At 65.0% G+C, this 25,148-nt stretch carries 25 protein-coding genes; 2 read left to right on the top strand and 23 right to left on the bottom strand.

What is annotated here, in order from left to right; translation table 11 throughout:
* Window positions 1-9: 9 nt before the first annotated feature.
* From KHP16_RS02690 to rfbB, 15 genes are all read right to left on the bottom strand, one after another.
* Entirely contained in the window at window positions 10-1,428 is a 1,419-nt protein-coding gene (locus KHP16_RS02690; RefSeq protein WP_109581913.1) for a glycosyltransferase family 4 protein, read from the bottom strand.
* Between the two features lie 22 nt (window positions 1,429-1,450).
* Complete coding sequence (locus tag KHP16_RS02685; RefSeq protein WP_115953709.1) at window positions 1,451-2,443, bottom strand: glycosyltransferase family 2 protein; 993 nt, start codon at window positions 2,441-2,443, stop codon at window positions 1,451-1,453.
* Entirely contained in the window at window positions 2,440-3,318 is an 879-nt protein-coding gene (locus KHP16_RS02680) for an alpha-1,2-fucosyltransferase (protein ID WP_115953710.1), read from the bottom strand. The genes KHP16_RS02685 and KHP16_RS02680 overlap by 4 nt, the downstream gene beginning before the upstream one ends.
* A 54-nt stretch (window positions 3,319-3,372) precedes the next feature.
* The gene (locus tag KHP16_RS02675; RefSeq protein ID WP_181366114.1) at window positions 3,373-4,281 is read right to left on the bottom strand and encodes a class I SAM-dependent methyltransferase; all 909 of its coding nucleotides are present in this window, start codon (window positions 4,279-4,281) and stop codon (window positions 3,373-3,375) included.
* Window positions 4,282-4,340: 59 nt separating this feature from the next.
* Window positions 4,341-5,084, bottom strand: a complete 744-nt coding sequence (locus KHP16_RS02670) for an FkbM family methyltransferase (RefSeq protein WP_109581917.1) — start codon at window positions 5,082-5,084, stop codon at window positions 4,341-4,343.
* Between the two features lie 44 nt (window positions 5,085-5,128).
* Window positions 5,129-6,448 (bottom strand): ABC transporter ATP-binding protein, encoded by a 1,320-nt coding sequence (locus KHP16_RS02665; RefSeq protein ID WP_109581918.1) that lies wholly within the window; start codon window positions 6,446-6,448, stop codon window positions 5,129-5,131.
* 2 nt (window positions 6,449-6,450) lie between these two features.
* Window positions 6,451-7,287, bottom strand: coding sequence for an ABC transporter permease (locus KHP16_RS02660; protein WP_109581919.1), 837 nt, complete (start codon window positions 7,285-7,287; stop codon window positions 6,451-6,453).
* Window positions 7,288-7,312: 25 nt separating this feature from the next.
* The gene (fcl, locus tag KHP16_RS02655; RefSeq protein WP_109581920.1) at window positions 7,313-8,254 is read right to left on the bottom strand and encodes a GDP-L-fucose synthase; all 942 of its coding nucleotides are present in this window, start codon (window positions 8,252-8,254) and stop codon (window positions 7,313-7,315) included.
* Between the two features lie 7 nt (window positions 8,255-8,261).
* On the bottom strand, window positions 8,262-9,392 hold the full coding sequence (gmd, locus tag KHP16_RS02650; protein ID WP_109581921.1) for a GDP-mannose 4,6-dehydratase: 1,131 nt from the start codon (window positions 9,390-9,392) through the stop codon (window positions 8,262-8,264).
* Window positions 9,393-9,406: 14 nt separating this feature from the next.
* Entirely contained in the window at window positions 9,407-10,822 is a 1,416-nt protein-coding gene (locus KHP16_RS02645) for a mannose-1-phosphate guanylyltransferase/mannose-6-phosphate isomerase (protein WP_211959536.1), read from the bottom strand.
* 118 nt (window positions 10,823-10,940) lie between these two features.
* Entirely contained in the window at window positions 10,941-12,089 is a 1,149-nt protein-coding gene (locus KHP16_RS02640) for a glycosyltransferase family 4 protein (RefSeq protein ID WP_373561931.1), read from the bottom strand.
* Window positions 12,090-12,175: 86 nt separating this feature from the next.
* Window positions 12,176-12,745, bottom strand: a complete 570-nt coding sequence (gene rfbC / locus KHP16_RS02635; protein WP_109581924.1) for a dTDP-4-dehydrorhamnose 3,5-epimerase — start codon at window positions 12,743-12,745, stop codon at window positions 12,176-12,178.
* Window positions 12,746-13,624, bottom strand: a complete 879-nt coding sequence (gene rfbA, locus KHP16_RS02630) for a glucose-1-phosphate thymidylyltransferase RfbA (protein ID WP_109581925.1) — start codon at window positions 13,622-13,624, stop codon at window positions 12,746-12,748. It lies immediately after the preceding gene.
* Window positions 13,625-13,631: 7 nt separating this feature from the next.
* Window positions 13,632-14,549: a dTDP-4-dehydrorhamnose reductase gene (gene rfbD, locus KHP16_RS02625; protein WP_109581926.1), complete on the bottom strand. Its 918-nt coding sequence runs from the start codon at window positions 14,547-14,549 to the stop codon at window positions 13,632-13,634.
* Window positions 14,539-15,603 carry a dTDP-glucose 4,6-dehydratase gene (gene rfbB / locus KHP16_RS02620; RefSeq protein WP_211959535.1) on the bottom strand — a complete coding sequence of 355 codons (1,065 nt, stop codon included), beginning with the start codon at window positions 15,601-15,603 and terminating at the stop codon, window positions 14,539-14,541. Before rfbB ends, rfbD begins: the two co-directional genes overlap by 11 nt.
* A gap of 238 nt (window positions 15,604-15,841) precedes the next feature.
* On the opposite strand from rfbB, the gene KHP16_RS02615 reads away from it, so the two are divergent.
* Window positions 15,842-16,690, top strand: a complete 849-nt coding sequence (locus KHP16_RS02615) for a symmetrical bis(5'-nucleosyl)-tetraphosphatase (RefSeq protein WP_211959534.1) — start codon at window positions 15,842-15,844, stop codon at window positions 16,688-16,690.
* A gap of 22 nt (window positions 16,691-16,712) precedes the next feature.
* On the opposite strand, the gene KHP16_RS02610 is transcribed toward KHP16_RS02615, so the two are convergent.
* The 7 genes from KHP16_RS02610 to KHP16_RS02580 all read right to left on the bottom strand — a co-directional run bounded on the left by KHP16_RS02610 (window position 16,713) and on the right by KHP16_RS02580 (window position 22,300).
* Window positions 16,713-17,501 (bottom strand): lysophospholipid acyltransferase family protein, encoded by a 789-nt coding sequence (locus tag KHP16_RS02610; RefSeq protein WP_211959533.1) that lies wholly within the window; start codon window positions 17,499-17,501, stop codon window positions 16,713-16,715.
* 24 nt (window positions 17,502-17,525) lie between these two features.
* Window positions 17,526-18,800, bottom strand: a complete 1,275-nt coding sequence (locus KHP16_RS02605; protein ID WP_115953718.1) for a dihydroorotase — start codon at window positions 18,798-18,800, stop codon at window positions 17,526-17,528.
* Between the two features lie 134 nt (window positions 18,801-18,934).
* A complete protein-coding gene (locus tag KHP16_RS02600; protein WP_109581930.1) occupies window positions 18,935-19,906 on the bottom strand; it encodes an aspartate carbamoyltransferase catalytic subunit in 972 nt (323 codons plus the stop codon).
* A gap of 54 nt (window positions 19,907-19,960) precedes the next feature.
* The gene (gene pyrR, locus KHP16_RS02595) at window positions 19,961-20,485 is read right to left on the bottom strand and encodes a bifunctional pyr operon transcriptional regulator/uracil phosphoribosyltransferase PyrR (RefSeq protein ID WP_109581931.1); all 525 of its coding nucleotides are present in this window, start codon (window positions 20,483-20,485) and stop codon (window positions 19,961-19,963) included.
* Window positions 20,482-20,919, bottom strand: coding sequence for a Holliday junction resolvase RuvX (gene ruvX / locus KHP16_RS02590; protein ID WP_109581932.1), 438 nt, complete (start codon window positions 20,917-20,919; stop codon window positions 20,482-20,484). The genes pyrR and ruvX overlap by 4 nt, the downstream gene beginning before the upstream one ends.
* Entirely contained in the window at window positions 20,912-21,496 is a 585-nt protein-coding gene (locus KHP16_RS02585; RefSeq protein WP_373561907.1) for a YqgE/AlgH family protein, read from the bottom strand. Before KHP16_RS02585 ends, ruvX begins: the two co-directional genes overlap by 8 nt.
* Window positions 21,497-21,592: 96 nt before the next feature.
* Entirely contained in the window at window positions 21,593-22,300 is a 708-nt protein-coding gene (locus KHP16_RS02580) for a pseudouridine synthase (RefSeq protein ID WP_109581933.1), read from the bottom strand.
* A 52-nt stretch (window positions 22,301-22,352) separates the two neighbouring features.
* Here KHP16_RS02580 and KHP16_RS02575 point away from each other — a divergent pair, with 52 nt between their 5' ends.
* Window positions 22,353-23,906 carry a cryptochrome/photolyase family protein gene (locus KHP16_RS02575; RefSeq protein ID WP_211959532.1) on the top strand — a complete coding sequence of 518 codons (1,554 nt, stop codon included), beginning with the start codon at window positions 22,353-22,355 and terminating at the stop codon, window positions 23,904-23,906.
* A 48-nt stretch (window positions 23,907-23,954) separates the two neighbouring features.
* Here the strand turns inward: KHP16_RS02575 and KHP16_RS02570 are convergent, their stop codons facing one another.
* Window positions 23,955-25,145 (bottom strand): heme biosynthesis protein HemY, encoded by a 1,191-nt coding sequence (locus KHP16_RS02570; RefSeq protein ID WP_211959531.1) that lies wholly within the window; start codon window positions 25,143-25,145, stop codon window positions 23,955-23,957.
* Window positions 25,146-25,148: the final 3 nt, after the last annotated feature.

Raw genomic sequence — 25,148 nt, 5'->3', positions numbered from 1 at the left:
GACAGCGCCTCAGCTGCCGGTCGGCTCCGCCATCGTGTCCGTCACGGAGGCCACGGCGTCTCCGCGCAGGATCGCCTCATAGCGATCGGCGATCCGCGCCCACGTGAACTGTTCCTCCCAGCGGCCGCGCGCGACGCGGCCGAGCGAATCGAGCACGGCCGGCGACTCCATGAGCCGCTTCATCTCGGCCGCGAATCGCGCGGGGTCGGCGCGCGTGTAGCCGCGATCGTCCTTCGGTGCCGGGCAAATGACGCCTGCGCCGGTCCATCGCGCGATCTCGTCGGCGTTGCCGACCGGCACCGACAGGAAAGGCGTGCCCGCCGCAGCGGCTTCGAACAGCACCAGCGGCGAGTACTCGATGTTCGAGGCAAACACGAACAGGTCTGCATTCTTGTAGGCCTGCACCAGTTCCTGGCGGCCGAGGTTCACCTGCAGCACCTGCTTGCGCGGCTGGCGGACCGCGCGGTCCACCCAGTAGCCGATCGGGTCGGCGGCCTTGCGCATGCGGTGCGGCAGCCAGTTCAGGTTCGCGGCGTCCATCTGCGCGGCGGCCAGCGCATACACGCGCGAGCGCACGCCCGTCATGCCCTCGCGCCTGAGCACGCCGAACGAACGCCATGCCAGACCGGAAACGCGGCGAACGCGACGGCCCAGCGCGCCCATCACCTTGCCCGCACGGGCTTGCGCAACGACATTCTGCGTAACCACTACCGCGGGTGCCGGGGGCGGATTGCCGTTGAGGATGAGCGTGACCTTGCGGCTGCCGTTCTGCAGCCGCGCGAACGCTTCGGCGATTTCCTTATGCCCCTTGACGCCCGTGATGCTGCCGACGGTCAGGAACACGAAGCTGTCGTCCGCGATCGCGTGCCGGCGGCGGAACGCGGGATCCGTCCGCACCGAGAATTCCGACTCGCACGCGCCGTTGGGCAGGATGGTCCAGTCCGTGAGGCCGTGCTTTCGCGCGAAGTCGATATCGCGATATCGTTCCGCGTAGAAGATCAGATGGTCGAACTTGCGCAGCACGTCCGGCAGCGCGTCGAAGTACCCCGCGTAAGTCGGCTCATACAGCCCGGAGAAACCGCAGGGAATGAAGACCTTGCGCGTCCGGATCTCGTCGAGCACGGGCCACAGCGCATCGAACGTCCATTGCTGCGCGGCCTTGATCATGATGGCATCCCCGTCGAATGCCTTCACGTAGTCGCGATAGCGATCCGCCTCGCCGTGAATGCCGCGCACCGCGTTGCCCGTCACGCCGAACTCGACGATCTCCACGCCGTTGTGCGAGGTGAAGTCGCGCTCGGCCAGCCGCGTCGTGGCCACGGTCACGTGATGGCCGCGCTGCACCAGCCGCTCCGCGAGATGGCGCATGACTTCCTGCACCCCGCCGACGCTCGGGAAATAGAACTCGCAGCAAAACAAGATCCGCATCACATCGTCCTCTGTCTATGCTTCAGCGAGGCAGAATGCCTATCCGGCGGCCGAAATCGCGGACGGCACGCGCGAACGGCCGCGCCCAACCCAGGTTGTGCTTCCTGATGAGGTGCTGATGGCGCAGGTTCTGGATCTTGACGTCCGTCCGCTCCAGCACATCCGACTGCGGAGATTGTGCCGCAAGAATCCTGCCCGCTTCGCGCACCGCCGTACACATGCGGTCGATATTGGGAGACGCAGACAGCCGGTGGAACGCCGAATGCGTCAAGGCAGCCACATCCATGACCTCGCGGGAAGGCGTGGTCTGCCCCAGCACCATGGACAGGTTCTCCGCGCAAATGAGCACGAGCCGTTCCAGAAACGGATTCGGCCCCGTGCGCGACATGCTGGCGGGCACTTCCCGATAGATCAGCAGCCGCTCGGGCAGATTGGCCACGCGCGCCGCGCGCGCCATGCGCGACCACAGCTCGTAATCCTCGGGCGGCTGCCGCGCCGGATCGGTCGTGTAACCGCCCACGCCGTCCACCGTCGCCTTGCGCATCATGATCGAGCTGTGCACGAACGGATTGTTGAACAGCAGCTCGAAGCTCAGTGCGCCGTGATTGGCCGGATGGTCGTGCGCGCGGTCGGTCGGCGTGTCGCCCACCCAGATTTCGGCGGCGGAACCCACCATGCCGTGATCGGGGTTCGCTTCCAGAAATGCCACCTGACGCGCGAAACGTTCCGGATGCGAGAGGTCGTCCTGATCCTGGCGCGCGATATACCGGCCACGCGCGAGGCCGATGCCACGATTCAACGTGCCGGCGAGGCCGCGGTTCTCCTGATGGAACAACCGGATGCGCGGATCGACGATGGACTCGAGCACCTCGGCCGAATTGTCCTTCGATCCGTCGTTGATGAGGATCAGTTCAAAGTCGCCAAACGTCTGCGACAGGATCGAATCGACGGCCTTCCGGACGTCGGCGGCGCCGTTGTAGACGGGCAGTACGACACTGACGAGCGGCGCGGTCATAGTCGGACCCACGAAGTCGGGATCAGGTCGGTCGTGTCGTTCGACGCGCCGCTGAACCAGCGCTGCGGCGCCACGACGATCTTGTCCGCATGCGGATTGAGCCATGCGCCCCACCAGCTGAACGAACTGTTGGCGATGATGTGATGACGGCACGCCTTCATCAGCGCCATGTCGCAGACGCCACGGTCAGCGCCGTTCACATCGACCAGCACCACGGGATGCTCGAGCTTGAAGTTCTCGGTCACCCACGCGTGGTCGTCGGAGAACACGAAGAACCGCGGCGCGGCGATGCGCGCCGCCACATGCTCCACCGCGGCGCGGTAGTAGTCGAGCGAGCAGACGCCATGGTATTGCGCTGTGTGCGGGTTGCTCACGTAGTCGCCCCGGCGGATGTGCAGCGACACAGCATTCGGGCCCGCCTCGCGAATCTGCGTCGCGATACGTTCGTTCGCGGCGTCGAGCGGGCTGGCGAGCATGAACTCCTGCCGTAACAGGTCGGCGATGTCGGAGAAGTAACGCTCGCTCTGCCAGTAGCCGTCAAGATAGGCGGGCGGCGTGACCTGCTCGATCCGCGGATCGTACGTGAAGGACGCTTCTTTCAGCAGGTTGGGCGCGCGATCGATCCCGAGCGCCTTCTTCGCGCGGTTCAGCAGCGTAGGCGCCTTGGGCTTGATGCCCGCGCGCGCCAGATCGTCCTCGGTGGCCACGCGCGCCTGTATCGAGAGCTCGTCGAGCTCGTAGCGGCGCAGCTCATAGTGCGCGAATCCGCTCGCATCGAGCAACAGGGGCACGTTGTGGCGATGGGCGACGGCGCGGCCTGTCGCGTACTGGAACATCTGGTTTCCCAGGCCGCCAATGAGGTTCGCAATGATCATGTGGGTCAATATTCTGGTTTCCGGCTGCGGACGGCGTATCGGGCGGACGGCGTATCAGGCCGCCGCCTGTTCGCGCTTGCGGGCTTCCACGAGGTAGCCTACCGTGAACTGTTCCACGAAGTATTTGTTGTCCATCTCGCTCAGCATGCGAGGGAGCCAGTCCATCATCACGTAGCGGCGCTCGCCGGTCATCGCCTCGCCGTCGGCTTCCATGGTGCGGGCGGCACGATGCACTTCCTGCGCGACATGCCGGAACAGGCCGCCCAACGGCCGGATCTCGACGATCTCGCAGCCGAATGCCTCGAGGTACTTCTTGTAGAAGTACGGCGAGAATCCGCCGAAGTAGTGGTATGGCTCCTGATGGATACCGCTGCCAAGCGGCGCCGAAATGAATAGCCGGCCGCCTTCGCGCGTGACGCGACACAGCTCGCGCACGGCGGCCACGGGGTCGGGCACATGCTCGAGCACCTCCGTGCAGATCACCGCATCGAAGCTGCCATCTTCGACCGGAATGCTGGTGATGTCGCACACGTAGTCGAGTTTCGGATACTGCCAGGTCTCCTGCAGCGGTCCCTGCTCGGTCCCGCCGTACTGCGCGAAGTCCTGCGCCTGGTAGCGGGCATGCGCGAACAGCGGCTTGTACTGGCACTGCCCCGCGCCGGCGTCGAGCACCCGCGCTCCGGCCGGCACCGACGCCGCCTTCTGCGCGACCCAGTCATTGCGCCAGTAGGCCGAGAAATTGACGAGTTCGTCGATGCTGTCGTGCGCGGTATCGACCGCGCGCGTGTCGCCAAGCAATCCCTGCAGGACGCCCTTCGCGTTCTCGGCGCTGGCCGTGGCCAGGCCCTGCCCGAGGGGCATCGCGAGCGCCGGCTGCGCGGCGAGGACGCGGAGCGCGAGCGTCCTGAACTCGCTGCCCGAAGGTCGTGCGCCGAGCCGGACGGAAAGCGTCAGGAGTTTCAAGAGCACATGCTGAAAAGGCTGCACTGCTCTCGCAATCAAAGGTCTCATCTGCATCACGGCTACCGATTTCGCCATCGGGAATTATCGACAAAGATCGTATTGATATACGTATCCGCATAGGGGAAGTATCCGTGTCCGGCCAGATACTCGCCGACTTCGGACAGCTTGACCTCTTCCCTCGTTTCGCTGAAGGTCAGCGTCTCCACGCACATCACCACGGGACGATAACGCGAGAGGTCGAGGCTCTTGACGATCTCGACATCGAGCCCTTCGACGTCGACGGACAGGAAGTCGGGTGCCTTGCCTCCGAAGTGCCGCGCGATGACGTCGTTGATGTTCACCACGGGCACGTCGATGACGCGCTCGATGCGGTGCAGGCCAGTCTCCGCATAACGCTTCGCCTCCTCGCTGGAGAAGGTGTTCAGCGTCCGCGTGGACATCACGTGGAACGGCAGCGACGCGCCGCCGCCGTCACCGATTCCGATATTGAGATTGGTGTCTTCGGGACGCTGCGCGGGAAACGCCGCGAACAGGTCCGGATCGGGTTCGACATTGACACCCCGCGAGCCCGTTGCATAGAAAAACTGTGTGTTGCTCAGGTGCGTGGGGTGATGCGCGCCGATGTCGAGGTAGGTCGGCTTGTCGACGCCGATCGCGCGGAACACGAAGTCGACAATCATGTCCTCGCCCGCCTGCGCGAACGACCGCCGGAACGCTTCGCCCGGCTCGCCCGCGGGCGTCGCCGATGCCCCCTCGTCGCGGGAAGGCTTGCCCCACACGCTTCCCAGTAATTGCTTCAACATGCCTGAACTCTCCACATCCAAAACACTCCTCGATCCCGCGGCCCTCAGAGCCGGGTGCAATCCCACTTCAGCCGCGGCCGCGACACGCCGGGCAGGCCGCCGCCCCAGCCATGCCGGCGCGGATCGGAGTTGTTCGGCTCGTGCACCTCGAAGCGCAGCGCATTGAACAGCGCGAAGTGCAGCGGATTCTCCATCTCGTAGCTGCTGAGCGCGGGCATCACGCTAAACCGTCCGTTGTTGAACTGGAACGGATCGATATGACAGACGACCTCGTAGTCACCGACTTCGCTCATCGCAGGGGTCTCCGGGAACGAGATGAACACGCGCCCGCCGGCCTCGTCGTAGAAGTGGAAGTTCGGAACCACGCGGTACGGTACGGCGCGCTTGATGCGGTAGCGCAGGACGATGCTGAACGGCTTGTCGATATCCAGATGGGCCGTCGGGGCGCCGTTCTGGTCGGCGATCATGCCGCCCATGCATTCGATATAGTCGGCGCAGTCGATCTGGACGTCGATCTCCGGGTCCGGCAGCGAGAACGTCGGCTTGTGCCACGCCGACTCGCCCGCCTCCTCCGAGATCGTGCGGGTGTACGACACGGCGACGTCATCCACCGCGGAAAACGCAACCACCTCGCCCTTCTTGAGGTACAGCGCCTTCTCGCACATCGACTTCACTGCGGCCATGCTGTGGCTGACGAACAGCACGGTGCGGCCGGAGCTCGTCAGTTCCTTCATCCGCTCCATGCATCGCTTCTGGAACGCCTGATCGCCCACGGACAGCACCTCGTCCACGATCAGGATGTCTGGATCGAGCCACGCGGACACGGAGAACGCCAGGCGCACGTACATGCCGCTGGAATAGAACTTCACCGGCGTGTCGATGAATTTTTCCACGCCGGAAAAATCCACGATCTCATCGAACTTGCGCAGGATTTCCGCGCGCGGCATGCCGAGGATGGCGCCGTTCAGGAAGATGTTCTCGCGCCCCGTCAGCTCCGGGTGGAAGCCCGTGCCGACCTCGAGCAGGCTCGACACCTTGCCGCGAATCGCCACGGTGCCCGAGCTGGGCTCGGTGATGCGGCTCAGGATCTTCAGCAGCGTGGACTTCCCCGCGCCGTTGCCGCCGATGATGGCGATGCGCTCGCCCTCCTTGATCTCGAAGGAAACATCGCGGAGCGCGTAGAAGTCTTCCACCGACTTGGTGGCGCCCGTGGCATCCAGGCCATGCGCGGACTGCCGGCCGAACGGCAACAGGCTGCCGAGCTTCTGGCCTACGGCTTCGCGGATCGAGCGCGGCTGGCTGCCGACGACATGATTGATCCGGTATTTCTTGGAGAGGTTCTCAACCTTTACCGCAACTGTCATAGTCAGATCACATCCGCAAAACTGGCTTCGGCCTTCCGGAAATACCGAATGCCGCTGATCGTGAGCACCAGTCCCGCAGCCGCGGAAATGGCGACGCTCGGCCAGTAGATATGCGTGCCCTCACCGAGGATGCACCAGCGGAAACCTTCGATGATGCCCACGAGGGGATTGAACGAATAAAACACGCGCCACTTCTCGGGAATCAGGTTCGACGCGTAGCCGACCGGCGACACGTAGATGCCCAGCTGCAGGAAGAACGGGATGAGGTGGCGGAAGTCGCGATAGCGGACGTTCAGCGCAGCGGCCCACAGGCCCAGCCCCATCGAGAACATCGCCGCGAGCACCACGAAGAACGGCAGGAACAGCATGTGCCAGTCGGGCAGATGCCCATACCAGAGCATCAGTCCGACGAGCAGGATCCCGGAGATCATGAAGTCCACGAGGCTGACCAGCATCGTGCTGAACGGCACGATCAGCCGTGGGAAATAGACCTTCGACAGCAGCTGCGCGTTCGTCACCAGACTGTTGCTGCAATCGGTCAGCGAGTTCGAGAAGAAGAACCACGGCAGCATGCCCGCGAACACCACGAGCGAATACGGCACGGGGCCCGTCGAAGCCGACAGGCCGGCGATCTTGCCGAACACGACCGTAAAGACGAGCATGGTCAGGAACGGACGGATCAGCACCCATCCCGCGCCCACGAGCGTCTGCTTGTAGCGGACGAGAATGTCCCGCCACGCGAGGAAGTACAGCAGTTCGCGGTGCTTGAAGAAATCCGCCCAGTAATTCCTGGCCGACCGTCCGTTTTCCAGGACGGTTAAATTGTCACTGACGTTCATGTGTGAGCTGTAGGCAGCGAAAGATCTAGGCGCTCTGGCCGCCGTAGTGTTCGACGAACCATGCGTAGGTCTGCGCAATGCCTTCGCGCAGTTCGACCTTCGCATGCCAGCCAAGCGCGCTCAGGCGGCCGACGTCCATCAACTTGCGCGGCGTGCCGTCCGGCTTGCTCGTGTCCTGCACGATGTTGCCTTGGAAACCCGTGACGTCCTTGACGATGTCGGCCAGTTCGCGGATCGAGACATCGCTGCCGACCCCCACGTTGACGAAGTCTTCGTCCGAGTAGGTTTCCATCAGGAACACCGCGGCGGCGCCGAGATCGTCCACGTGCATGAATTCGCGGCGCGGCGTGCCCGTGCCCCACACCACCACTTCGCTGTCGCCTCGCGCCTTGGCTTCATGGAACTTGCGCAGCAGCGCCGGCAGGACGTGCGAGTTCTGCAGGTCGAAGTTGTCGCCGGGACCGTAGAGATTCGTGGGCATCAGCGAAATCGCGTCGAAGCCGTACTGGCGGCGATACGCCTGGCACATCTTGATGCCCGCGATCTTGGCCACCGCGTACCACTCGTTGGTCGGCTCCAGCGCACCGGTCAGCAGCGAGCTTTCCGGCATCGGCTGCGGCGCGAACTTCGGGTAGATGCACGACGACCCGAGAAACGCCAGCTTGCGCGTGCCGTTCTTCCACGCCGCGTGGATCACGTTGGTCTGGATCGCCAGGTTGTCGCGAAGGAACTCGGCCGGGTACGTATCGTTCGCGTGGATGCCGCCCACCTTCGCCGCGGCGAGGAACACGTATTCCGGGCGTTCCGCTTCGAAGAACGCGTCCACCGCGGCCTGATTGGTCAGGTCGAGTTCCGCGTGCGTGCGCTGGACGAGGTTGTCGTAACCGGCCGCGCGCAGACGGCGGACGATGGCCGAACCGGCCAGGCCGCGATGACCGGCCACATAGATCTTGGCTTGAGGATTCATCGCTCGCTTACTCGTGATAGTTGAAGGCCTTGAAGCCTGCTTCCTGAACCAGGTTGTCGCGGCGGGCGAGGTTGAAGTCGGCCTCCACCATCTCGCGCACCAGTTCCTGGAACGTCGTGCGCGGGGTCCAGCCCAGCTTCTCGCGCGCCTTGGTCGGATCGCCCAGCAGCGTCTCCACTTCGGCGGGACGGAAATAGCGCGGATCCACGCGGACGACGGTCTGGCCCACGGTCACCTTCAGGCCGGATGCCGCCGCTTTATCCGCATCGACGCTGTCCACGATACCGATTTCGTCGACGCCTTCGCCCTCGAAGCGCACGGTGATACCCAGCTCCGCCGCGGCGATGCGCACGAAGTCGCGCACCGAGTACTGGACGCCCGTCGCGATGACGAAGTCTTCGGGCTGCTGCTGTTGCAGCATCATCCACTGCATTTCCACGTAATCGCGGGCATGGCCCCAATCACGCAGGCTGTTCAGGTTCCCGAGGTACACGCAGTCCTGCAGGCCGAGCGCGATACGGCTGACCGCGCGCGTGATCTTGCGCGTGACGAAGGTCTCGCCGCGCAGCGGCGACTCGTGGTTGAACAGGATGCCGTTGCACGCGTACATGCCGTACGACTCGCGATAGTTCACGGTGATCCAGTAGCCGTAGAGCTTGGCCACCGCATACGGCGAACGCGGATAGAACGGCGTGGTTTCCTTCTGCGGAATCTCCTGCACCAGACCGTAGAGCTCGGACGTCGAGGCCTGGTAGAAGCGCGTCTTCTTTTCCAGACCCAGGATGCGGATGGCCTCGAGCAGACGCAGCGTGCCCAGCGCATCGCTGTTCGCGGTGTACTCGGGGCTATCGAACGACACGGCAACGTGGGACTGCGCGCCCAGGTTATAGAGCTCGTCCGGCTGCACCTGCTGGATGATGCGGATCAGGTTGGTCGAATCGGTCAGATCTCCGTAATGGAGGATGAAGTTGCGGTGATCGACGTGCGGGTCCTGATACAGATGGTCGATACGATCGGTATTGAACAGCGACGCGCGGCGTTTGATGCCGTGCACTTCATAGCCCTTGTTCAGGAGGAACTCTGCGAGATAGGCTCCGTCCTGACCGGTAATTCCTGTAATAAGCGCGACCTTCTTCATGGCGTATCCTGTTCTTAAGTTCTGCCGTAGGAGTCCTCGAAACGGACGATGTCGTCCTCTTCGAGATAATCCCCGCACTGGACCTCGATCATGACCAGTGGCAGCTTGCCCGGGTTTTCAAGCCGGTGGCGATTGCCAGCCGGAATGTAAGTCGACTCGTTCGTATTGACGAGCATTTCCTTTTCACCGTTGATCACCTTCGCCATGCCGCTCACGACGATCCAGTGTTCGCTTCGGTGGTAATGCATCTGAAGCGACAGCGACGCACCGGGCTTGACCTCGATGCGCTTGATCTTGAATCGCGTGCCGCCTTCCAGTACGGTGTACGTGCCCCACGGACGATGGACCTTGCGATGGATCTTGCTGGCCGCGTGCCCCTGGGCATTCAGTTGCCGGACGATTTCCTTCACTTCCTGCGCGCGGGACTTGTCCGCCACGAGCAGCGCATCCGCGGTATCGACGACGATCAGGTCGCTGGTGCCGACGAGGCTCACCAGCCGGTCCTCGCTACGCACATAGCAGTTCGCCGCGTCGTGCAGCAGCGCTTCGCCCTCCACCTTGTTGCCGCAGGCGTCGGCATCGGTCATGTCGCTGATGGCGCTCCACGAGCCCACGTCGCTCCAGCCGATCTCACACGGCACCACACCCACATCCGACGACTTTTCCATCAGCGCATAGTCGATGGAGATGTTGGGCGCCTGCTCGAACGCATGCGGGTCCAGCGTGCGCTGCACCGTGCGGTCGCCGCGCAGCACCTTCGATGCGGCCATGCACGCGCGCACGGCGTCGAGGACCTCGGGCGCATGCTGAGCCAGCTGGCTGAGCACCGTGCCGGCGCGGAAGCAGAAAATTCCGGCGTTCCAGAAATACCGGCCGCTGGCGCAGTACTCGGTGGCCTTCTCAAGCGAAGGCTTCTCGACGAACCGCAGCACCTTCGCGCCGTCCGCTTCGATATAGCCATAGCCGGTCTCCGGCCCTTCCGGCTGGATGCCGAGCGTCACGAGCTGGCCCTGCGCCGCCAGTGCGCGCGCCTGGGCAATCGCCGCGGCGAAGGCGGCCTGATCCTTGATCACATGATCGGCGGCCAGGATCAGCAGCGTCGCATCCTCGCCATGGCGCTCCGCCACATCGACGGCGGCGGCGGCGATCGCGGCCGAGGTATTGCGGCCGAACGGCTCCAGCAGATAGGACGTCACGAGCCCCGCATCGTTGACCTCGCGATACTCGTCTTCCGTCTTGAAGAACAGGTCGCGGTTGGTCACCGTCAGGACTTCGGTAACGTCGGGCAATGCCGCCGCCCGCAGAAACGTCTTCTGCAGCAGGCTATGCGAATCCGCGAGCCGGATGAACGGCTTCGGATGCAGTTCGCGGGACACTGGCCACAGTCTGGTACCCGCACCGCCCGAGAGAATCACAGGAACAAAAGTCATCACAATCGCTAGCTCCAGCGTCCGGCTAATTCAAATTCCATCGCGACCCACGCGATCCATTTCGGATCCGCATGGATCGTTGCTATTTCATGCATCGCGTCATTGCAACGAACACGCGCTAAACGAGTTCGTGAATGACGTTTCGATAATGCTCGATCACGAATTTCTCGTCGAAGTGCCGCCGCATTTTTGCTCGCCCGGCCGCACCCATTTCCCGCACATCGTCCCGATCGCGGAGGATCATTTCCTCCATCTTGGCCGCGAGGTCGCGCGGATCGCGCTCGCGGCACAGGAGACCGGTCTGTCCGTTGTCGACCACATCCATGCATCCCGGCACCGCCGTGGCCACCACGGGGCGTTCCATGGCGGCGGCTTCCAGCAGTGCCCGCGGGATGCCTTCGCGGTAGGACGGCAACACTACACAGTCCGCCGCGCCGATCATCGGACGAATATCGGCCAACATTCCCAAGTATTCGACGACACCTTCCTTGACCCAGGCGTCCACCTGGCTCTGCGGAATCGCGCTCGGGTTGTCGCCGCCCGACGGACCGGCCAGCACGAACCGGAGGTTCCGGTACCTGGCCTTCAACGCGCGCGCGGCGGCCACATACTCGCCGATGCCCTTGTCCCACAACATGCGCGCGATCAGCAGGAAGCAGAACGGGCCATCGCCCTCGCCCTTCTCCTCTTTGGCCTCCTTCGCTGAGTCCGCGCTTTCCGCGCATTCCGGCCGCGGCACCGGCGCGAAGAACTCGAGGTCGATCCCTTCACCCGGCAGCACCGTGCACTTGCCGCTCTCGACGAGCCCCGCCGACACGAACGCGCTGCGGTCCTCCTGATTGAGGAACCAGACCTGCCCCGAAAACCGCAGCGAGATGCGATACAGCAGCTTGCTCAGGCTCGACACGAGACCCTTGTTGATGAACACGTAACCGAGGCCCGTCGTCACCGCGATCGACGGAACGCCCGCGAGCCGCGCCGCGATCGAGCCATAGATGTTCGGCTTGATCGTGTAATGAAAAATCAGCGCCGGTTTCACGCGACGGTACAGCGCCAGCAGCCGCGCGACCAGCTTCAGGTCCTCGATCGGATTGCGGCCCTGCGCCGCCATCGTCATCGGATGGAACACGCAACCCATCGCGCGCAGCGACGCCGCTTCGCCGTCCTCGGGCGCCACGACATGCACCTCGTAGCCGTCGCGGATCAGCGCGGTCAGCATGCCGCGGCGAAAGCGGACCATCGACCATGCGGTGTTCGCGCAGAACAGGATGGCCCGGCGTTTACCTACGGCTCGCGCGCCCTCGGGCGCGAAAGCACACTGGCTGTCTCCGGGCTGACTGAGACAGTTCTGAATCACGGCGTCCCCTGAAGCCCAAGGTCGCGCAAACGGGGCGCGCCGGCATCGCGGTCGTTCAGGATCGGTCCCTCGCTCGCGGGCCACTGGATCCCGATATCGGGATCGTTCCACGCGATCGCGCATTCAAATTCCGGATCGTAGTAATCCGTCATCTTGTAGAGTACATCGGCGTAATCGGACGTCACCATGAAGCCGTGCGCGAACCCTTCCGGAATCCACAGCTGACGAAAGTTCCGCGCCGACAGGGTGACACCCGCCCACTTGCCGAAGGTCGGCGAGTCCTTGCGCAGGTCCACCGCCACGTCGAAGATCTCGCCGGCCGTGACGTGCACAAGCTTGCCTTGCGGCTTGCGCGACTGGAAATGAAGCCCGCGCAGCACGTTCCGCATCGAGCGCGATTCGTTATCCTGCACGAACCGGCGGCGGATGCCCGTCACGCGCTCGAACGTCTCCGCGTTGAAGCTCTCGAGGAAATGGCCGCGCGCATCCTGAAACACGCGCGGTTCCAGGATGAGGACATCGGCTATCGAGGCGGGTGCGGCAATCAGGCCGGACTGCTGCGTCATTTACCGATACCCGTCCGCGAGCAGGCTGTGCAGGTAACGCCCATACGAATTCTTCGCGAGGGCGTTGGCCATCTGCTCCACCGCCTCCGCGCCGATCCACTTGTTGCGGAACGCGATTTCTTCCGGACAGGCCACCATCAGACCCTGCCGTTTTTGCACCGTCGCAATAAAGCTGCCCGCTTCGAGCAGCGAGTCGTAGGTGCCCGTGTCGAGCCACGCATAACCGCGCCCCAGCACCTCGACGTCGAGCTGTCCCATCTCGAGGTAGCGCTTGTTGACGTCGGTGATCTCGAGTTCTCCGCGCGGCGACGGACGAACATCGGCGGCAATGTCGCACACCTGGTTGTCGTAGAAATACAGGCCGGTGACCGCGTAATTGGACCGCGGCTGCTGCGGCTTTTCTTCGAGGGAGACCGCGCGGAACGCGTCGTCGAATTCGACCACGCCATAGCGCTCGGGATCGTGCACGTGGTACGCGAACACCGTCGCGCCGGTTTCGCGGCTCGTCACTTCCTTCAGCTGACGGATCAGTGCATGACCGTGGAAGATGTTGTCGCCGAGGATCAGTGCCGACGGATCGTTGCCCACGAAGTCGCGGCCGATGAGGAACGCCTGCGCGAGGCCATCCGGCGAGGGCTGTACCGCGTATTGCAGGTTCAGGCCCCATCGCGCGCCGTCTCCCAGCATCTCGGCGAAGCGCGGCGTGTCTTCCTGCGTCGAAATGATCAGGATGTCACGAATACCCGCCAGCATCAGGGTGCTGAGCGGGTAGTAGATCATCGGCTTGTCATACACCGGTAGCAGTTGCTTCGATACCGACAGCGTGATCGGATAAAGCCGCGTGCCGGAGCCGCCGGCCAGGATGATGCCTTTGCGCATGTGTCTATCACTTTAGGAACTGGTCGATCAGGTGATGCACGCCTGAACGCCAGTCCGGAAGGTAAATGTCAAACGTCTCGCGCAGCTTGCGCGTGTCCAGCCGCGAATTCGCCGGCCGGCGCGCCACCTGCGGATACCGCGTGGAAGCGACCGCCTCGACGCGCTCCGGGCCGGCCTTGAGCACCGCGCCGCGGCTGGCCGCATAGCGCAACACTTCCGTTGCATAGCCATGCCGCGACGTCTCGCCCGCGGCGGCCAGGTGGTAGACGCCGCCGGGAAAGCTGGCGCGGTCGCCGTGCAGCCACGCACGGTCAATGATGCGCGCGGTGACGTCGGCGATCAACGCCGCGGTCGTCGGCGCGCCATGCTGGTCATTGACCACCGTCAAAGCAGCGCGCTCCAGCCCCTGCGACAGGACCTGCCGCGCGAAATTGCGGCCATGCAGCCCCGCGACCCACGACGTGCGCAGCACGATGGCGCTCGCCCCCGCTGCGGCGACGGCCTGCTCGCCGGCCAGTTTGCTCCTGCCATACACCGACAGTGGCGCGGCATCGTCGGTTTCCCGATAGAACGTTTCGCCGCGGCCATCGAACACGTAGTCCGTGGAGTAATGGACGAGCAGGCCGCCGAGCGCGCGCGCTTCTTCCGCCAGGATGCCGGGCGCCACGCCGTTCACCGCGAAGGCTTCCTCCACGGCCGACTCCGCGCCATCCACATCCGTCCAGGCGGCGGCGTTCACGATCACATCGGGATGCAGCGCGCGGATCCGGGCCCGCAGGCCGTCGGCATCCCGCAGGTCGCAGGCGGAACGATCCCAGGCCACAACCTCGCCGAGGCTGGCCAGGCTGCGCCTCAATTCAAACCCAACCTGCCCGTTGCTTCCGGTTACAAGAATGCACGGGGCTCGTTGAGCCTTACGCAGCATATTGCTTGGCCACCCAGTTCCGGTAGTCGCCGGAGATCACATCCTCGACCCAGGACTGATGGCTCAGATACCACTGCACCGTCTTGCGCAGGCCGGTTTCGAACGTTTCGGCCGGTTTCCAGCCGAGTTCGCGCTCCAGCTTCCCCGCGTCGATGGCGTAACGACGGTCATGCCCGGGGCGGTCCTTCACGAAGGCGATCTGGTCACGGTAGGATCCCGCCGCCTTCGGCTGCAGCTCGTCGAGCAGATCGCACAGCGTATGCACGACGTCGAGGTTGGTCTTCTCGTTCCAGCCGCCGACGTTGTACGTCTCGCCCGGCACGCCGCGCGCGAGCACCTCGCGAATTGCACTGCAGTGATCGCCCACATAGAGCCAGTCGCGAACGTTCAGGCCATCGCCATACACGGGCAGCGGCTTGCCGTTGAGCGCGTTGGTGATCATCAGCGGTATCAGCTTCTCGGGGAAGTGATACGGGCCGTAGTTGTTCGAGCAGTTCGTGGTCAGGACCGGCAGGCCGTACGTATGGTGGTAAGCGCGCACCAGATGATCGGAAGCCGCCTTCGACGCAGAGTACGGGCTATTGGGCGCGTACGCGGTGGTCTCCGTGAACTGCGGGTCCGTCGGACCCAGCGAGCCGAACACCTCGTCCGTGGACACGTGCAGGAAACGGAAGGCCGCCTTCTCCGCATCGCCGAGGTCGGCGTAATAGGCGCGCACCGCTTCGAGCAGCGTGAACGTACCGACGATATTGGTCTCGATGAAATCCGCCGGGCCATGGATCGAACGGTCGACGTGGCTTTCCGCGGCAAAGTGCAGCACCGCGCGCGGCCGATACTGCTTCAGCAGGCTATCCAGCGCGGCGCGGTCGCAAATATCGGAGCGTGAGAAAATGTGACGCGCATCGCCGTCCAGTGACGCCAGCGTCTTCAGATTTCCGGCGTAAGTCAGCTTGTCCACATTGACAACGCTGTCGGCGCCGGCCTGTGCCAACCAGCTCAAGACAAAATTGGCGCCGATAAAACCTGCTCCGCCCGTGACCAAAATGTGCGACAAAGCGCTAGCTCCCTGTTTATCGATATGTTCTGAATACCCCGCAAAAGCAGGGTAACCGCCTGATCCTTGGGGACGGATGGCGGGAGAGTTAAGTCCTTGTGGAAGTGGCGGTATTCTATCTGACCTAGGGGCCACCCTCGGTTAGCCGACTTAACTTTTTGTTGCCTCTTGTAACGTCCGGCGAAAACGATTATGTCGAATTCGGGATACTCTTCACTTTTGTGTACCCGGTTTCCACATGCCCACCGATTTTCGCGTCACGCGCGACACGTTCGCCATTGGCGACCTCCAGGGGTGCGCCCCGTCACTCGATAGCCTCCTTGGCAAGCTGCCGGCCGATGCGCCGATCCGATTCGTGGGCGATCTCGTCAACCGCGGGCCCGCTTCGCTGGAGACCCTGCGCACCGTCCGATCGATGCAGGGCCGCGCCCGTACGGTCCTCGGCAATCACGATATCCACCTGCTCGCGGTGGCGGCCGGCGTCCGCAAGAAGGGCAAGTCCGATACGCTCGACGACATTCTCGACGCCACTGATTGTGAAGACTTACTCACTTGGCTGCGCCATCAGCCGCTGGCGATCCGCGAAGACGATTTCCTGATTGTTCATGCCGGCGTCCTGCCGCAGTGGACCGCCAGTCAGGTAGCCGATCTCGCCGCCGAGGTGGAGGCCGAGTTGCAAGGCCCCAACTGGCAGGGCTTCCTCGCCGACATCTTCGGCAATGCCGCCGATCGCTGGCACGACGGCCTGCGCGGCATCGAGCGGCATCGCGTGATCGTCAACGCGCTGACGCGCCTGCGCTATTGCAGCGCGGACGGCGTAATGGATCTCAAGACCAAGGAAGGGTTGGGCAGCGCGCCCGCCGGCTTCATGCCGTGGTTCGATGTGCCGGGTCGCCGCACGGCCGATGTGACGATGGTATGCGGCCACTGGTCGACGCTGGGCCTCGTCATGCGGCCGGACCTGATGGCGCTCGATACCGGGTGCATCTGGGGTGGGCAGCTGACCGCCGCGCGGCTGGCGGCCGATCCGGCGCAGCGCACGCTTATCCAGATCGACTGCCCGCAGTATCGCGATCCGCTGGCTTAGGTGTCGCAGGCTTAGGCAGGGATCAGGACGTCGCGCCCATCATGGGCGCGTCGGCCGTCACGGCGTCCTGGAAACCGTCGCCCCCGCGCAGCCCCATCACCTCCCCGCGCGCCAGTTCGGCCAGCTCCCGCCGCCCCAGCCCTTCGGGGCGGATTTCCTGCCCGATCGTCAGCCTTGCCTTGATCCGCGGCGCGCGCAGGATCGCATCCAGACACTCCAGCAGGGTAATGTCGTCGATATAGGCCGGCGCCAGCGCCGGCTCGCCCGTGACCGCGTCCACATAGCTCAGGCCGACCGGCTGCACGGGGATGTCGCCCGAGATCGGCGCCTGGAGCAGGTTCGCATGGAAAGGCAGCACCTTGGAGCCATCGGTCGTGGTGCCTTCGGGGAAGACGCCCACGAGATCGCCCTTCTTCATCTCGTCCGCGATCTGGTGCAGCACGCGGTGCGCGTCGCGTTTGCTCGCGCGTTCGATGAAGATCGTGCCCGTCTTGTCGCACAGCCAGCCGATGACCGGCCAGCCGCGGATCTCGGACTTCGCGACGAAGCGCGTCGGTTCCCAGCAATGGATCACGTAGATGTCGAGCCACGAGATGTGGTTCGACACCAGCATCGCGCCGTGAGGCAGCGCGTTGCTGGCGCGGCGGTCGTCCACTTCCAGTTCGACGCCGCAGATCGCCAGCATGCGCTGCGACCAATTGCGGATGCGGCGGCGGCGCGCTTCCTTGCCGATCCACGGGAAGATCGTGGCACAGACCAGCATGCCGTGCAGGATGTGCAGGAACAGGGCGAGCTTGCGTAATGCGACCATGACCATCACCGTATTCGTGCGCGATCAGCGCGCTTCGTACACGACCTGTCCGCCGACCAGCGTCATCCGCACGCGGCCTTCCATCTCGTAGCCGAGCCACGGCGAGTTCTTGCCCTGGCTCTTCAGCGACTTGCGCTCGACCTTCCACACCTGCTTCGGATCGAACACGCAGATATCGGCCGCGTTGCCCGCGACCAGCGAACCCGCATGGAGGCCGATCACGCGTGCCGGCTCGCTCGTGATGCGCCCCAGCGCCTTGACCAGCGGCACCTTGTGCTCGCTCGCCCAGCGCAGCGTCAGCGGCAGCAACAGCTCCAGACCGGTGGCGCCGGGCGTGGCCTCGGCGAACGGCAGCAGCTTCTCGTCGTCGTCCACGGGCGTGTGGTCGGACGTCAGCGCGTCGATGGTGCCATCGGCCAGCGCCGCCACGATCGCGTCCCGGTCGCGCGCGCCGCGCAGCGGCGGGTTGAAGCGCATCTGGCTGTTGAAGAAGCCGATGTCCATGTCCGTCAGCGACACGTGATGGATATTCACGTCGCACGTTACGGGCAGCCCTTCCTTGCGCGCCTGACGCACGAGCTCGAGACCCGCGGCCGAGGACAGCCGGCACAGGTGCACGCGCGCGCCCGTCGCGCGCATCAGTTCGAAGATCGTATGCAGGCGAACCGTCTCGGCGATCACGGACACGCCCGACAGGCCGAGCCGCGAGGCGACGGCACCGCTCGCCGCGACGCCGCCGCCGAGGAACGGGTCTTCCGGACGCAGCCATAGCGTGAAGCCGAACGTCTGCGCGTACTGCATCGCGCGCTGGAGCACCTTCGTGTCGCGGATCGGTTGCTCGGCCTGGCTGAAGCCCACGCAGCCCGCTTCCGTCAGCTGGCCCATCTCGGTCAGCGCCTCGCCCTTGAGGCCGACGGTCAGCGCGCCCAGCGGGTACACGTGCGTCTGGTTCAGCGTGCGCGCGCGGAACTTGAGCATCTCCACGAGACCGGGCTCGTCGAGCACGGGGTCCGTGTCCGGCGGGCACACGAGGCTCGTCACGCCGCCCGCAGTCGCCGCGGAGACTTCCGACTCGAGCGTGGCCTTGTACTCGTAGCCCGGCTCGCGCAGGCGCGCGGACAGATCGACAAGGCCCGGACACACGATCAGCCCTTTGGCGTCGATGGTCTTGTTGGCATTGAAGTCGGCGGGCGCGCGGCCCACGCCCACGATCTTGCCCGCGGCGATAAAGAGGTCCTGCTCGGCGTCGACGTTCGCGGCCGGATCGATCAGGCGGCCACCCTGGATATGAATTTTCATGTTCGATCAGTAGTGCTTTAGGGACGCGCTATCAAAAGGAAGCGAAGCGGTTCTGACTAGGCGCGCGGCCGCAGACAGTACAAGTGGTACGGCAAGGCCGCGCAACGACGTCAGAATCATTTTGATAGTGCGTCTTAATCGTTGTTACCGGCGACGATGCCCATGACGGCCATGCGGACCGCGATGCCGAAGGTCACCTGATTCAGGATCACCGACTGCGAGCCATCGGCCACGGCGGAGTCGATCTCCACGCCGCGGTTCATCGGTCCCGGGTGCATCACGATGGCATCGGGCTTCGCGAGCGCGAGGCGCTCCGGCGTCAGGCCGTAGGCCTTGAAGTATTCCTGGGCCGATGGCAGCAGCGCCCCGCTCATGCGCTCGTTCTGCAGCCGCAGCATGATGACCACGTCCACGCCCTTGAGGCCTTCTTCCATGTTGTGGAACACGCGAACGCCCATCTGCTCCAGACCGGACGGCAGCAGCGTGCGCGGACCGATCGCGCGTACTTCCGGCACGCCGAGCGTGGTCAGCGCGTGGATGTCCGAGCGCGCCACCCGCGAGTGCAGGATGTCGCCGACGATCGCGACGGTCAGGTTCGTGAAGTCTTTCTTGAAATGCCGGATCGTGTACATGTCCAGCAGGCCCTGCGTCGGGTGCGCGTGGCGCCCGTCCCCGGCGTTGATCACGTGGACGTGCGGGGCCACGTGCTCCGCGATCAGGTACGGGGCACCCGAACTCGCATGGCGCACCACGAACATGTCGGCGGACATGGCCGACAGATTGTTGATGGTATCGAGCAGTGATTCGCCCTTGCTCGTCGAGGACGCGTTGATGTTCAGGTTCAGCACGTCCGCGGACAGCCGCTTGGCGGCGATCTCGAACGTCGTGCGCGTGCGCGTGGAGTTCTCGAAGAACAGGTTGAACACGCTCTTGCCGCGCAGCAGCGGCACCTTCTTGACGTCGCGGTCGGAGTCCGACAGCGAGACGAACTGGCTGGCGGTATCGAGGATGTGCGTGATCATGTCACGCGACAGCCCTTCGATCGACAGCAGGTGCTTCAGCTCACCGTTCTTGGTCAGCTGCGGGTTGCGGAACATCTTGGTCATGGCAGGTCAGGCGCGGGCGGGGGTCGGGTCCGGGTCGGGAAAATCGTGTGGGTATCAGGCGCGTGCCTCGGTCGCGAACGAGAAGCGCGTGGCCGCGCCCTCGCCCGCTCGCGACAGCACCAGCGTGCTGTGCGCCGGCACGTCGATCGTGGCGGACGCGAAGTCGGCGGCCACCGGCAGCTCGCGGCCACCGCGGTCGGCCAGCACGGCAAGCGCGACGCGTGCGGGGCGGCCGTAGTCGAACAGCTCGTTGACCGCGGCGCGGATCGTGCGGCCCGTGGCCAGCACGTCGTCGATCAGCAGGATATTGCGGTCCTGTACCGCGAACGGCAGCGTGGTCGGCTCGGCCTGGCTGTGCAGGCCCTTCTTCGCGTAGTCGTCGCGGTGGAAGGCGACGTTGATCACGCCGTGCTCGCCGAGCTTCAGATCCGCGGCGAGGCGCTCCGCGATCCAGGCGCCGCCGGAATAGATACCGGCGATCGACCACTGCGCGCGGTCCGCGGATGGCATCAGCGCCTGGGCCTGGTCGCGTAGCGCGTGATAGAGCGCCTCGGCGTCGGGGGTGGAGGTCTGCGTCATAGGGGAAGCTCGTCGAAATACTGTTGCAGGATGATACGGGCAGCCTCGGCATCGAGCGCGCCGCGCCGCGCGCCGCCCATGGCGGCCATACGCGACGAGTATCGCTCGTCCACCCAGCTGACCGGCAGGCCGTAGCGGCCGTTGAGCTGGTTGCCGAAGCGGCGGGCCAGCCGCATCGACGGCTGTTCCGGTTCATCGGGGGACGCGTCCGGGTTGACGGGCAGGCCGACCACGAGCTGCACGGGCGACCATTCGCGAATCAGCGCGGACACGGCGTCGAAGCGGGCTTCGACGGTGATATTGGGGACGATCAGCAGCGCGCGGGCCTGGCGGGTCACGAAATTGCCCAATGCCACGCCAATTTTCTTTTCGCCGTAATCGAAGGCAAGTACGGTGCCATCGCGGGGGATGTCGGCCCCCGGCTGCTCAGGCATGCCCCGCCTCTCCGGAAAGCATCGTGACGTCGATGCCCAGCAGGCGCACCGCCGCCGCGAAGCGCTCTTCGGGGGGCACGCTGAAAATGATTTCGGGATCGGCCTGGACCGTGAGCCAGCCATTGCGGCTCAGTTCTTCCTCGAGCTGGCCGGCGCCCCACCCGGCGTAGCCGAGCGTGAGCAGGAAGCGATGCGGCCCGCTGCCGTTGGCCACGGCTTCAAGCACGTCCTTGGAGGTGGTCATCTCGAGCCCGCCCGGCACCGCCAGCGACGACACATAGACGCCCACGGGGTCATGCAGCACAAAGCCCCGCTCGGTCTGAACGGGGCCGCCGAAGTAGACGGGCTGATGCGCCACGGGCTGGATTTCGAGCTTGAGGTCGATCTTGTCGAACAGCGTGGCCATGTCGATGTCGATCGGCCGGTTGATCACCAGGCCGAGCGCGCCGCGCTCGTTGTGCTCGCAAAGGTAGACCACGGAGCCCGAAAAGGTCGGATCGGCCATGCCGGGCATGGCAATCAGGAACTGATTGGTGAGATTGATCGAGGTGACTTCGGGCTTCGCCATGATTTCCATTTTATCAAATCGCCGCCGCTGCTCCGGAAAACTTGTTGCGCGCGACGGCATCGCCGCCGGAGCCACATTCCCGGATGTCAAGCCGACGCCGCGCGGTCAGCCCGCCGGACGCAGGGCCTCAAGGTCTTCCGCCGTGAGCCAGCGCCACTCGCCGGGCGCCAGCGCCGCGTCGAGCACGAGCCCGCCGATCGCGCTCCGGTGCAGGGCCTCGACATGATTCCCGGCCGCCGCGACCATGCGCTTGACCTGATGGTACTTGCCCTGCAGCAACGTGAGGCGGAGGCTGCGCTCTCCCGTGGCCTCGCAGGCATCGGCCGCGATCGGCGCCGGCTCGTCGTCGAGCTGCACGCCGGTACGCAAGGCTTCGACCTGGGCTTCGGTAACCGGTTCGGCCGTGGTGACCTCGTAGACTTTGGGCACCTTCTTCTTGGGCGAGGTCTGCGCATGGATGAACTGGCCGTCGTCGGTCAGCAGCAACAGCCCCGTGGTGTCATGATCCAGCCGGCCGACGGCCTGGACTTCACGCATCCGCAAGGGAACCGGCAGGAGCGTGTACACACTTGGATGATGGCGCGGCCGCTGCGAGCACTCGTAGCCCGTGGGCTTGTTGAGCATCAGGTAGGCCTTGGCGCAGGCGAGCCATTCCTCGCCGTCGACGGTCAGCCGCAGGCCGTCCACCTCGAAGTTCGCGCGCGGGTCGTCGCACAGTTCGCCGTTGACTTCGACGAGCCCGGCTGCGATCAGGTCGCCGCAATAACGTCGGGTGCCAAAGCCTTGCGATTGGAGAATGCGATCGAGTGTCATGTGCTACGGATATCCTGCTGAATTGGGCATGTTGCTATGGTAGGTTACGGCGATGCCCAATTCTCGTTCCCCATCGACTCCCGCCAGCCGCGTGCCGTACCGGATCGAACACCGGTTCGCGCGCGGCCTGGTCTGGTTCCGCCGCGACTTGCGCGCCGACGACCATGCGGCGCTGCATTATGCCCTCAAGCACTGCGAGAAGGTGTGGTGCGTGTTCGTGTTCGACCGCGAGATCCTGGATCCGCTGCTGGCGCGCGGGTTGCGCGCCGACCGCCGCATCGCGTTCATCCTCGCCTCGCTCGCCCCGCTCAGGGCCACGCTGGAACAGGCCGGCGGCGGCCTGATCGTGCTGGACGACACCGCGCGGCAAGCCATCCCGAAGCTGGCGGCCGGGCTCGATGTCGAGGCGGTCTTCACGAACCATGACTATGAACCCTCGGCCATCGCCCGCGATGCCGACGTGCGCGACGCGCTGGCCGGCGACTCGCGTGTGTTCTTCACGTTCAAGGATCAGGTCATCTTCGAGGCCGACGAAGTCCTGACGGGCGGCGGCACGCCGTTCTCGGTCTTCACGCCTTACAAGAACGCATGGCTGCGTACCGTGCAGCCGTTCGACCTCCGTCCCTACTCGATCGAGCCGTATCTGGGCGCGCTGGCGCCGGTGCCCCGGCCGTGGCAGCGCGCGCTGCCGGCCGCGGAAGATCTGGGCTTTGCGGAGAGCAATCTGGCCGAGGTGGCCATGCCCACGGGAAGCGACGGCGCGCATGCGCTGTTCGACGACTTCCTCGAGCGCATCGGCGACTACGAGCGGCAGCGCAATTTCCCGGCCGTGCGCGGTCCCAGCTACCTGTCCGTGCATCTGCGCTTCGGCACGATCTCCATCCGCACGCTCGCGCGCACCGCGCACGAGATCGTGCTGCGCGGCGGCGCCGCGGCGCCGGGCGCGGCCGTTTGGCTATCCGAGCTGATCTGGCGCGACTTCTACTTCATGATCCTGCATCACCATCCGCGCGTGGCGGAAGGCAAGTCGTTCCACGCCGAGTACGACAAGCTGCGCTGGGTCGAGGCAACGGCGGGAGACCGGTACTTCGAAGCATGGTGCGCCGCGCGGACGGGCTATCCGCTCGTCGATGCCGCGATGCTGCAGATCGCGCAGAGCGGCTACATGCACAACCGGCTGCGCATGGTGACGGCCAGCTTTCTGATCAAGGATCTCGGCGTCGACTGGCGGCGCGGCGAGCAGTATTTCGCCGACCAGCTCAATGACTTCGACTTCTCGGCGAACAACGGCGGCTGGCAGTGGGCGGCTTCTACGGGCTGCGATGCGCAGCCCTACTTCCGCATCTTCAATCCGGTCACCCAGTCCGAGAATTTCGACCCGGAGGGCCGCTTCATTCGCAAGTACCTGCCCGTACTGGAGAAACTGCCGCAGAAGTACATCCATGCGCCGTGGACCGCGCCCGAGCGCGTGCTTGCTGAAGCGGGCGTGAAGCTTGGCGTCAACTACCCGCGCCCGATCGTGCAGCACGACGTGGTCCGCGCGGAAACGCTGGAGCGGTATGGCGTGGTGAAGGGGAAGGCTTCCGGCCGGCTGCCCACCCCCTGAAGAGTCGGGAAGGCGACCGGGAAGCAGGCAATCGGGAAAGCCGGCGGCTCAGGCCGCCAGCATCGCGCTCTCGCGGTAGTGCCGCTGCGCGTCCTCGGGCCGATCGGTGTCCTCGAACAGGCGGGCCAGCGCGAGGTGCGCGCGCACGCGCAGGCGGCGCTGCGATTCGGGCTCGGCGTACTTGAGCGCGCGCTCGAAGCTCGACTGCGCCTTGCCCCACAGCTGCTGACCGAGGCACAGCACGCCGAGCGTGTAGTACAGGTCCGCATCGTTGGGATGCTGTGCAAGCCATTGCTCGGCCTGCTGAATCTGCGGCAGCGCGCGGCCCGGCTCGGCGCAATCGGCATAGCGCTGCACGAGGCGGCTGTCCCAGTTGACCTTGAGCGCGTCTTCGACAATGCGCCGGGCTTCGTTCTGATGGCCCAGTGCCGAGAAATAGCGCGCCGCGGGTTCCGCGATGCGCACCGCGCGGCGTTCGTCCGTCGACAGCGACTTCCAGAAATACAGCAGCGCGTCCGCGTCGTGCCGGCGCTCTTCGAGCATTGCTTCCACGGCCATCTGCTTGAGCCGCAGCGCGAGCACAGGGTGCAGCGCGTTGCGTTTCTCCAGCGAGCGCGCGAGACGCAGCACCTCGGACCAGTTCTTCAAATGCTGATGCGCGCGCAGCGCGATGCGCTGCACGTGGATCTGGCGGCCGCCCTGAGCCTGCAATTGCGCGATGGTTTCCAACGCGCCTTCGGCGTCGCGGGCATCGACGAGCAACTCCGCCATCGAGACGAGGCGCGCCTGTTCGCGCTCGGGATCGGTGACCTGTGCCATCCATACGTCGCGGCGGTCCGATTCCTGCATGCGGTGCGCCGCGCGCGCGCCGATCAGCGCCGCGGTCTGGGCCTGCTCGGGCCACGCCTGCGCGTCGCGCGCGGCGCGTTCCGCCCGCGCGAAGCGGCCCGCGAACAGGTTCTCGATCGACTCGCGCAGCGCGGCCTGCGCCTTGCTCATGCGGCTGCGCTCGCGATACGCCGACGCGCGGCGCGGCATCTCGAAGATATGCCGGATGGTCGACAGCACCGTCCATGCGACGAAGAACGCCAGCAGCAGCAATGCCAGCGCGAGGTTCAGCGACAGTTCCACCCGATACGGCGGATAGAACAGCACGACGTTGCTGTGATTGAACTGCGTGAACAGCGCGAGCCCCACCGCGCCGCCAAACAGGACCGCTACCCAGAACAGGAGCCGCATGCG

The sequence above is a fragment of the Cupriavidus plantarum genome (assembly GCF_905397285.1).
GTDB classification, from domain to species: Bacteria; Pseudomonadota; Gammaproteobacteria; order Burkholderiales; family Burkholderiaceae; genus Cupriavidus; species Cupriavidus plantarum.
This window is presented reverse-complemented; position numbering and strand designations above follow the sequence as displayed.

Coding starts and splice junctions, on each gene's coding strand:
- KHP16_RS02690 (WP_109581913.1), bottom strand. CDS start 1,428: ATGCGGATCTTGTTTTGCTGCGAGTTCTATTTCCCGAGCGTCGGCGGG.
- KHP16_RS02685 (WP_115953709.1), bottom strand. CDS start 2,443: ATGACCGCGCCGCTCGTCAGTGTCGTACTGCCCGTCTACAACGGCGCC.
- KHP16_RS02680 (WP_115953710.1), bottom strand. CDS start 3,318: ATGATCATTGCGAACCTCATTGGCGGCCTGGGAAACCAGATGTTCCAG.
- KHP16_RS02670 (WP_109581917.1), bottom strand. CDS start 5,084: ATGTTGAAGCAATTACTGGGAAGCGTGTGGGGCAAGCCTTCCCGCGAC.
- KHP16_RS02665 (WP_109581918.1), bottom strand. CDS start 6,448: ATGACAGTTGCGGTAAAGGTTGAGAACCTCTCCAAGAAATACCGGATC.
- KHP16_RS02660 (WP_109581919.1), bottom strand. CDS start 7,287: ATGAACGTCAGTGACAATTTAACCGTCCTGGAAAACGGACGGTCGGCC.
- fcl (WP_109581920.1), bottom strand. CDS start 8,254: ATGAATCCTCAAGCCAAGATCTATGTGGCCGGTCATCGCGGCCTGGCC.
- gmd (WP_109581921.1), bottom strand. CDS start 9,392: ATGAAGAAGGTCGCGCTTATTACAGGAATTACCGGTCAGGACGGAGCC.
- KHP16_RS02645 (WP_211959536.1), bottom strand. CDS start 10,822: ATGACTTTTGTTCCTGTGATTCTCTCGGGCGGTGCGGGTACCAGACTG.
- rfbC (WP_109581924.1), bottom strand. CDS start 12,745: ATGACGCAGCAGTCCGGCCTGATTGCCGCACCCGCCTCGATAGCCGAT.
- rfbA (WP_109581925.1), bottom strand. CDS start 13,624: ATGCGCAAAGGCATCATCCTGGCCGGCGGCTCCGGCACGCGGCTTTAT.
- rfbD (WP_109581926.1), bottom strand. CDS start 14,549: ATGCTGCGTAAGGCTCAACGAGCCCCGTGCATTCTTGTAACCGGAAGC.
- KHP16_RS02615 (WP_211959534.1), top strand. CDS start 15,842: ATGCCCACCGATTTTCGCGTCACGCGCGACACGTTCGCCATTGGCGAC.
- KHP16_RS02610 (WP_211959533.1), bottom strand. CDS start 17,501: ATGGTCGCATTACGCAAGCTCGCCCTGTTCCTGCACATCCTGCACGGC.
- KHP16_RS02605 (WP_115953718.1), bottom strand. CDS start 18,800: ATGAAAATTCATATCCAGGGTGGCCGCCTGATCGATCCGGCCGCGAAC.
- KHP16_RS02600 (WP_109581930.1), bottom strand. CDS start 19,906: ATGACCAAGATGTTCCGCAACCCGCAGCTGACCAAGAACGGTGAGCTG.
- pyrR (WP_109581931.1), bottom strand. CDS start 20,485: ATGACGCAGACCTCCACCCCCGACGCCGAGGCGCTCTATCACGCGCTA.
- ruvX (WP_109581932.1), bottom strand. CDS start 20,919: ATGCCTGAGCAGCCGGGGGCCGACATCCCCCGCGATGGCACCGTACTT.
- KHP16_RS02585 (WP_373561907.1), bottom strand. CDS start 21,496: ATGGAAATCATGGCGAAGCCCGAAGTCACCTCGATCAATCTCACCAAT.
- KHP16_RS02580 (WP_109581933.1), bottom strand. CDS start 22,300: ATGACACTCGATCGCATTCTCCAATCGCAAGGCTTTGGCACCCGACGT.
- KHP16_RS02575 (WP_211959532.1), top strand. CDS start 22,353: ATGCCCAATTCTCGTTCCCCATCGACTCCCGCCAGCCGCGTGCCGTAC.
- KHP16_RS02570 (WP_211959531.1), bottom strand. CDS start 25,145: ATGCGGCTCCTGTTCTGGGTAGCGGTCCTGTTTGGCGGCGCGGTGGGG.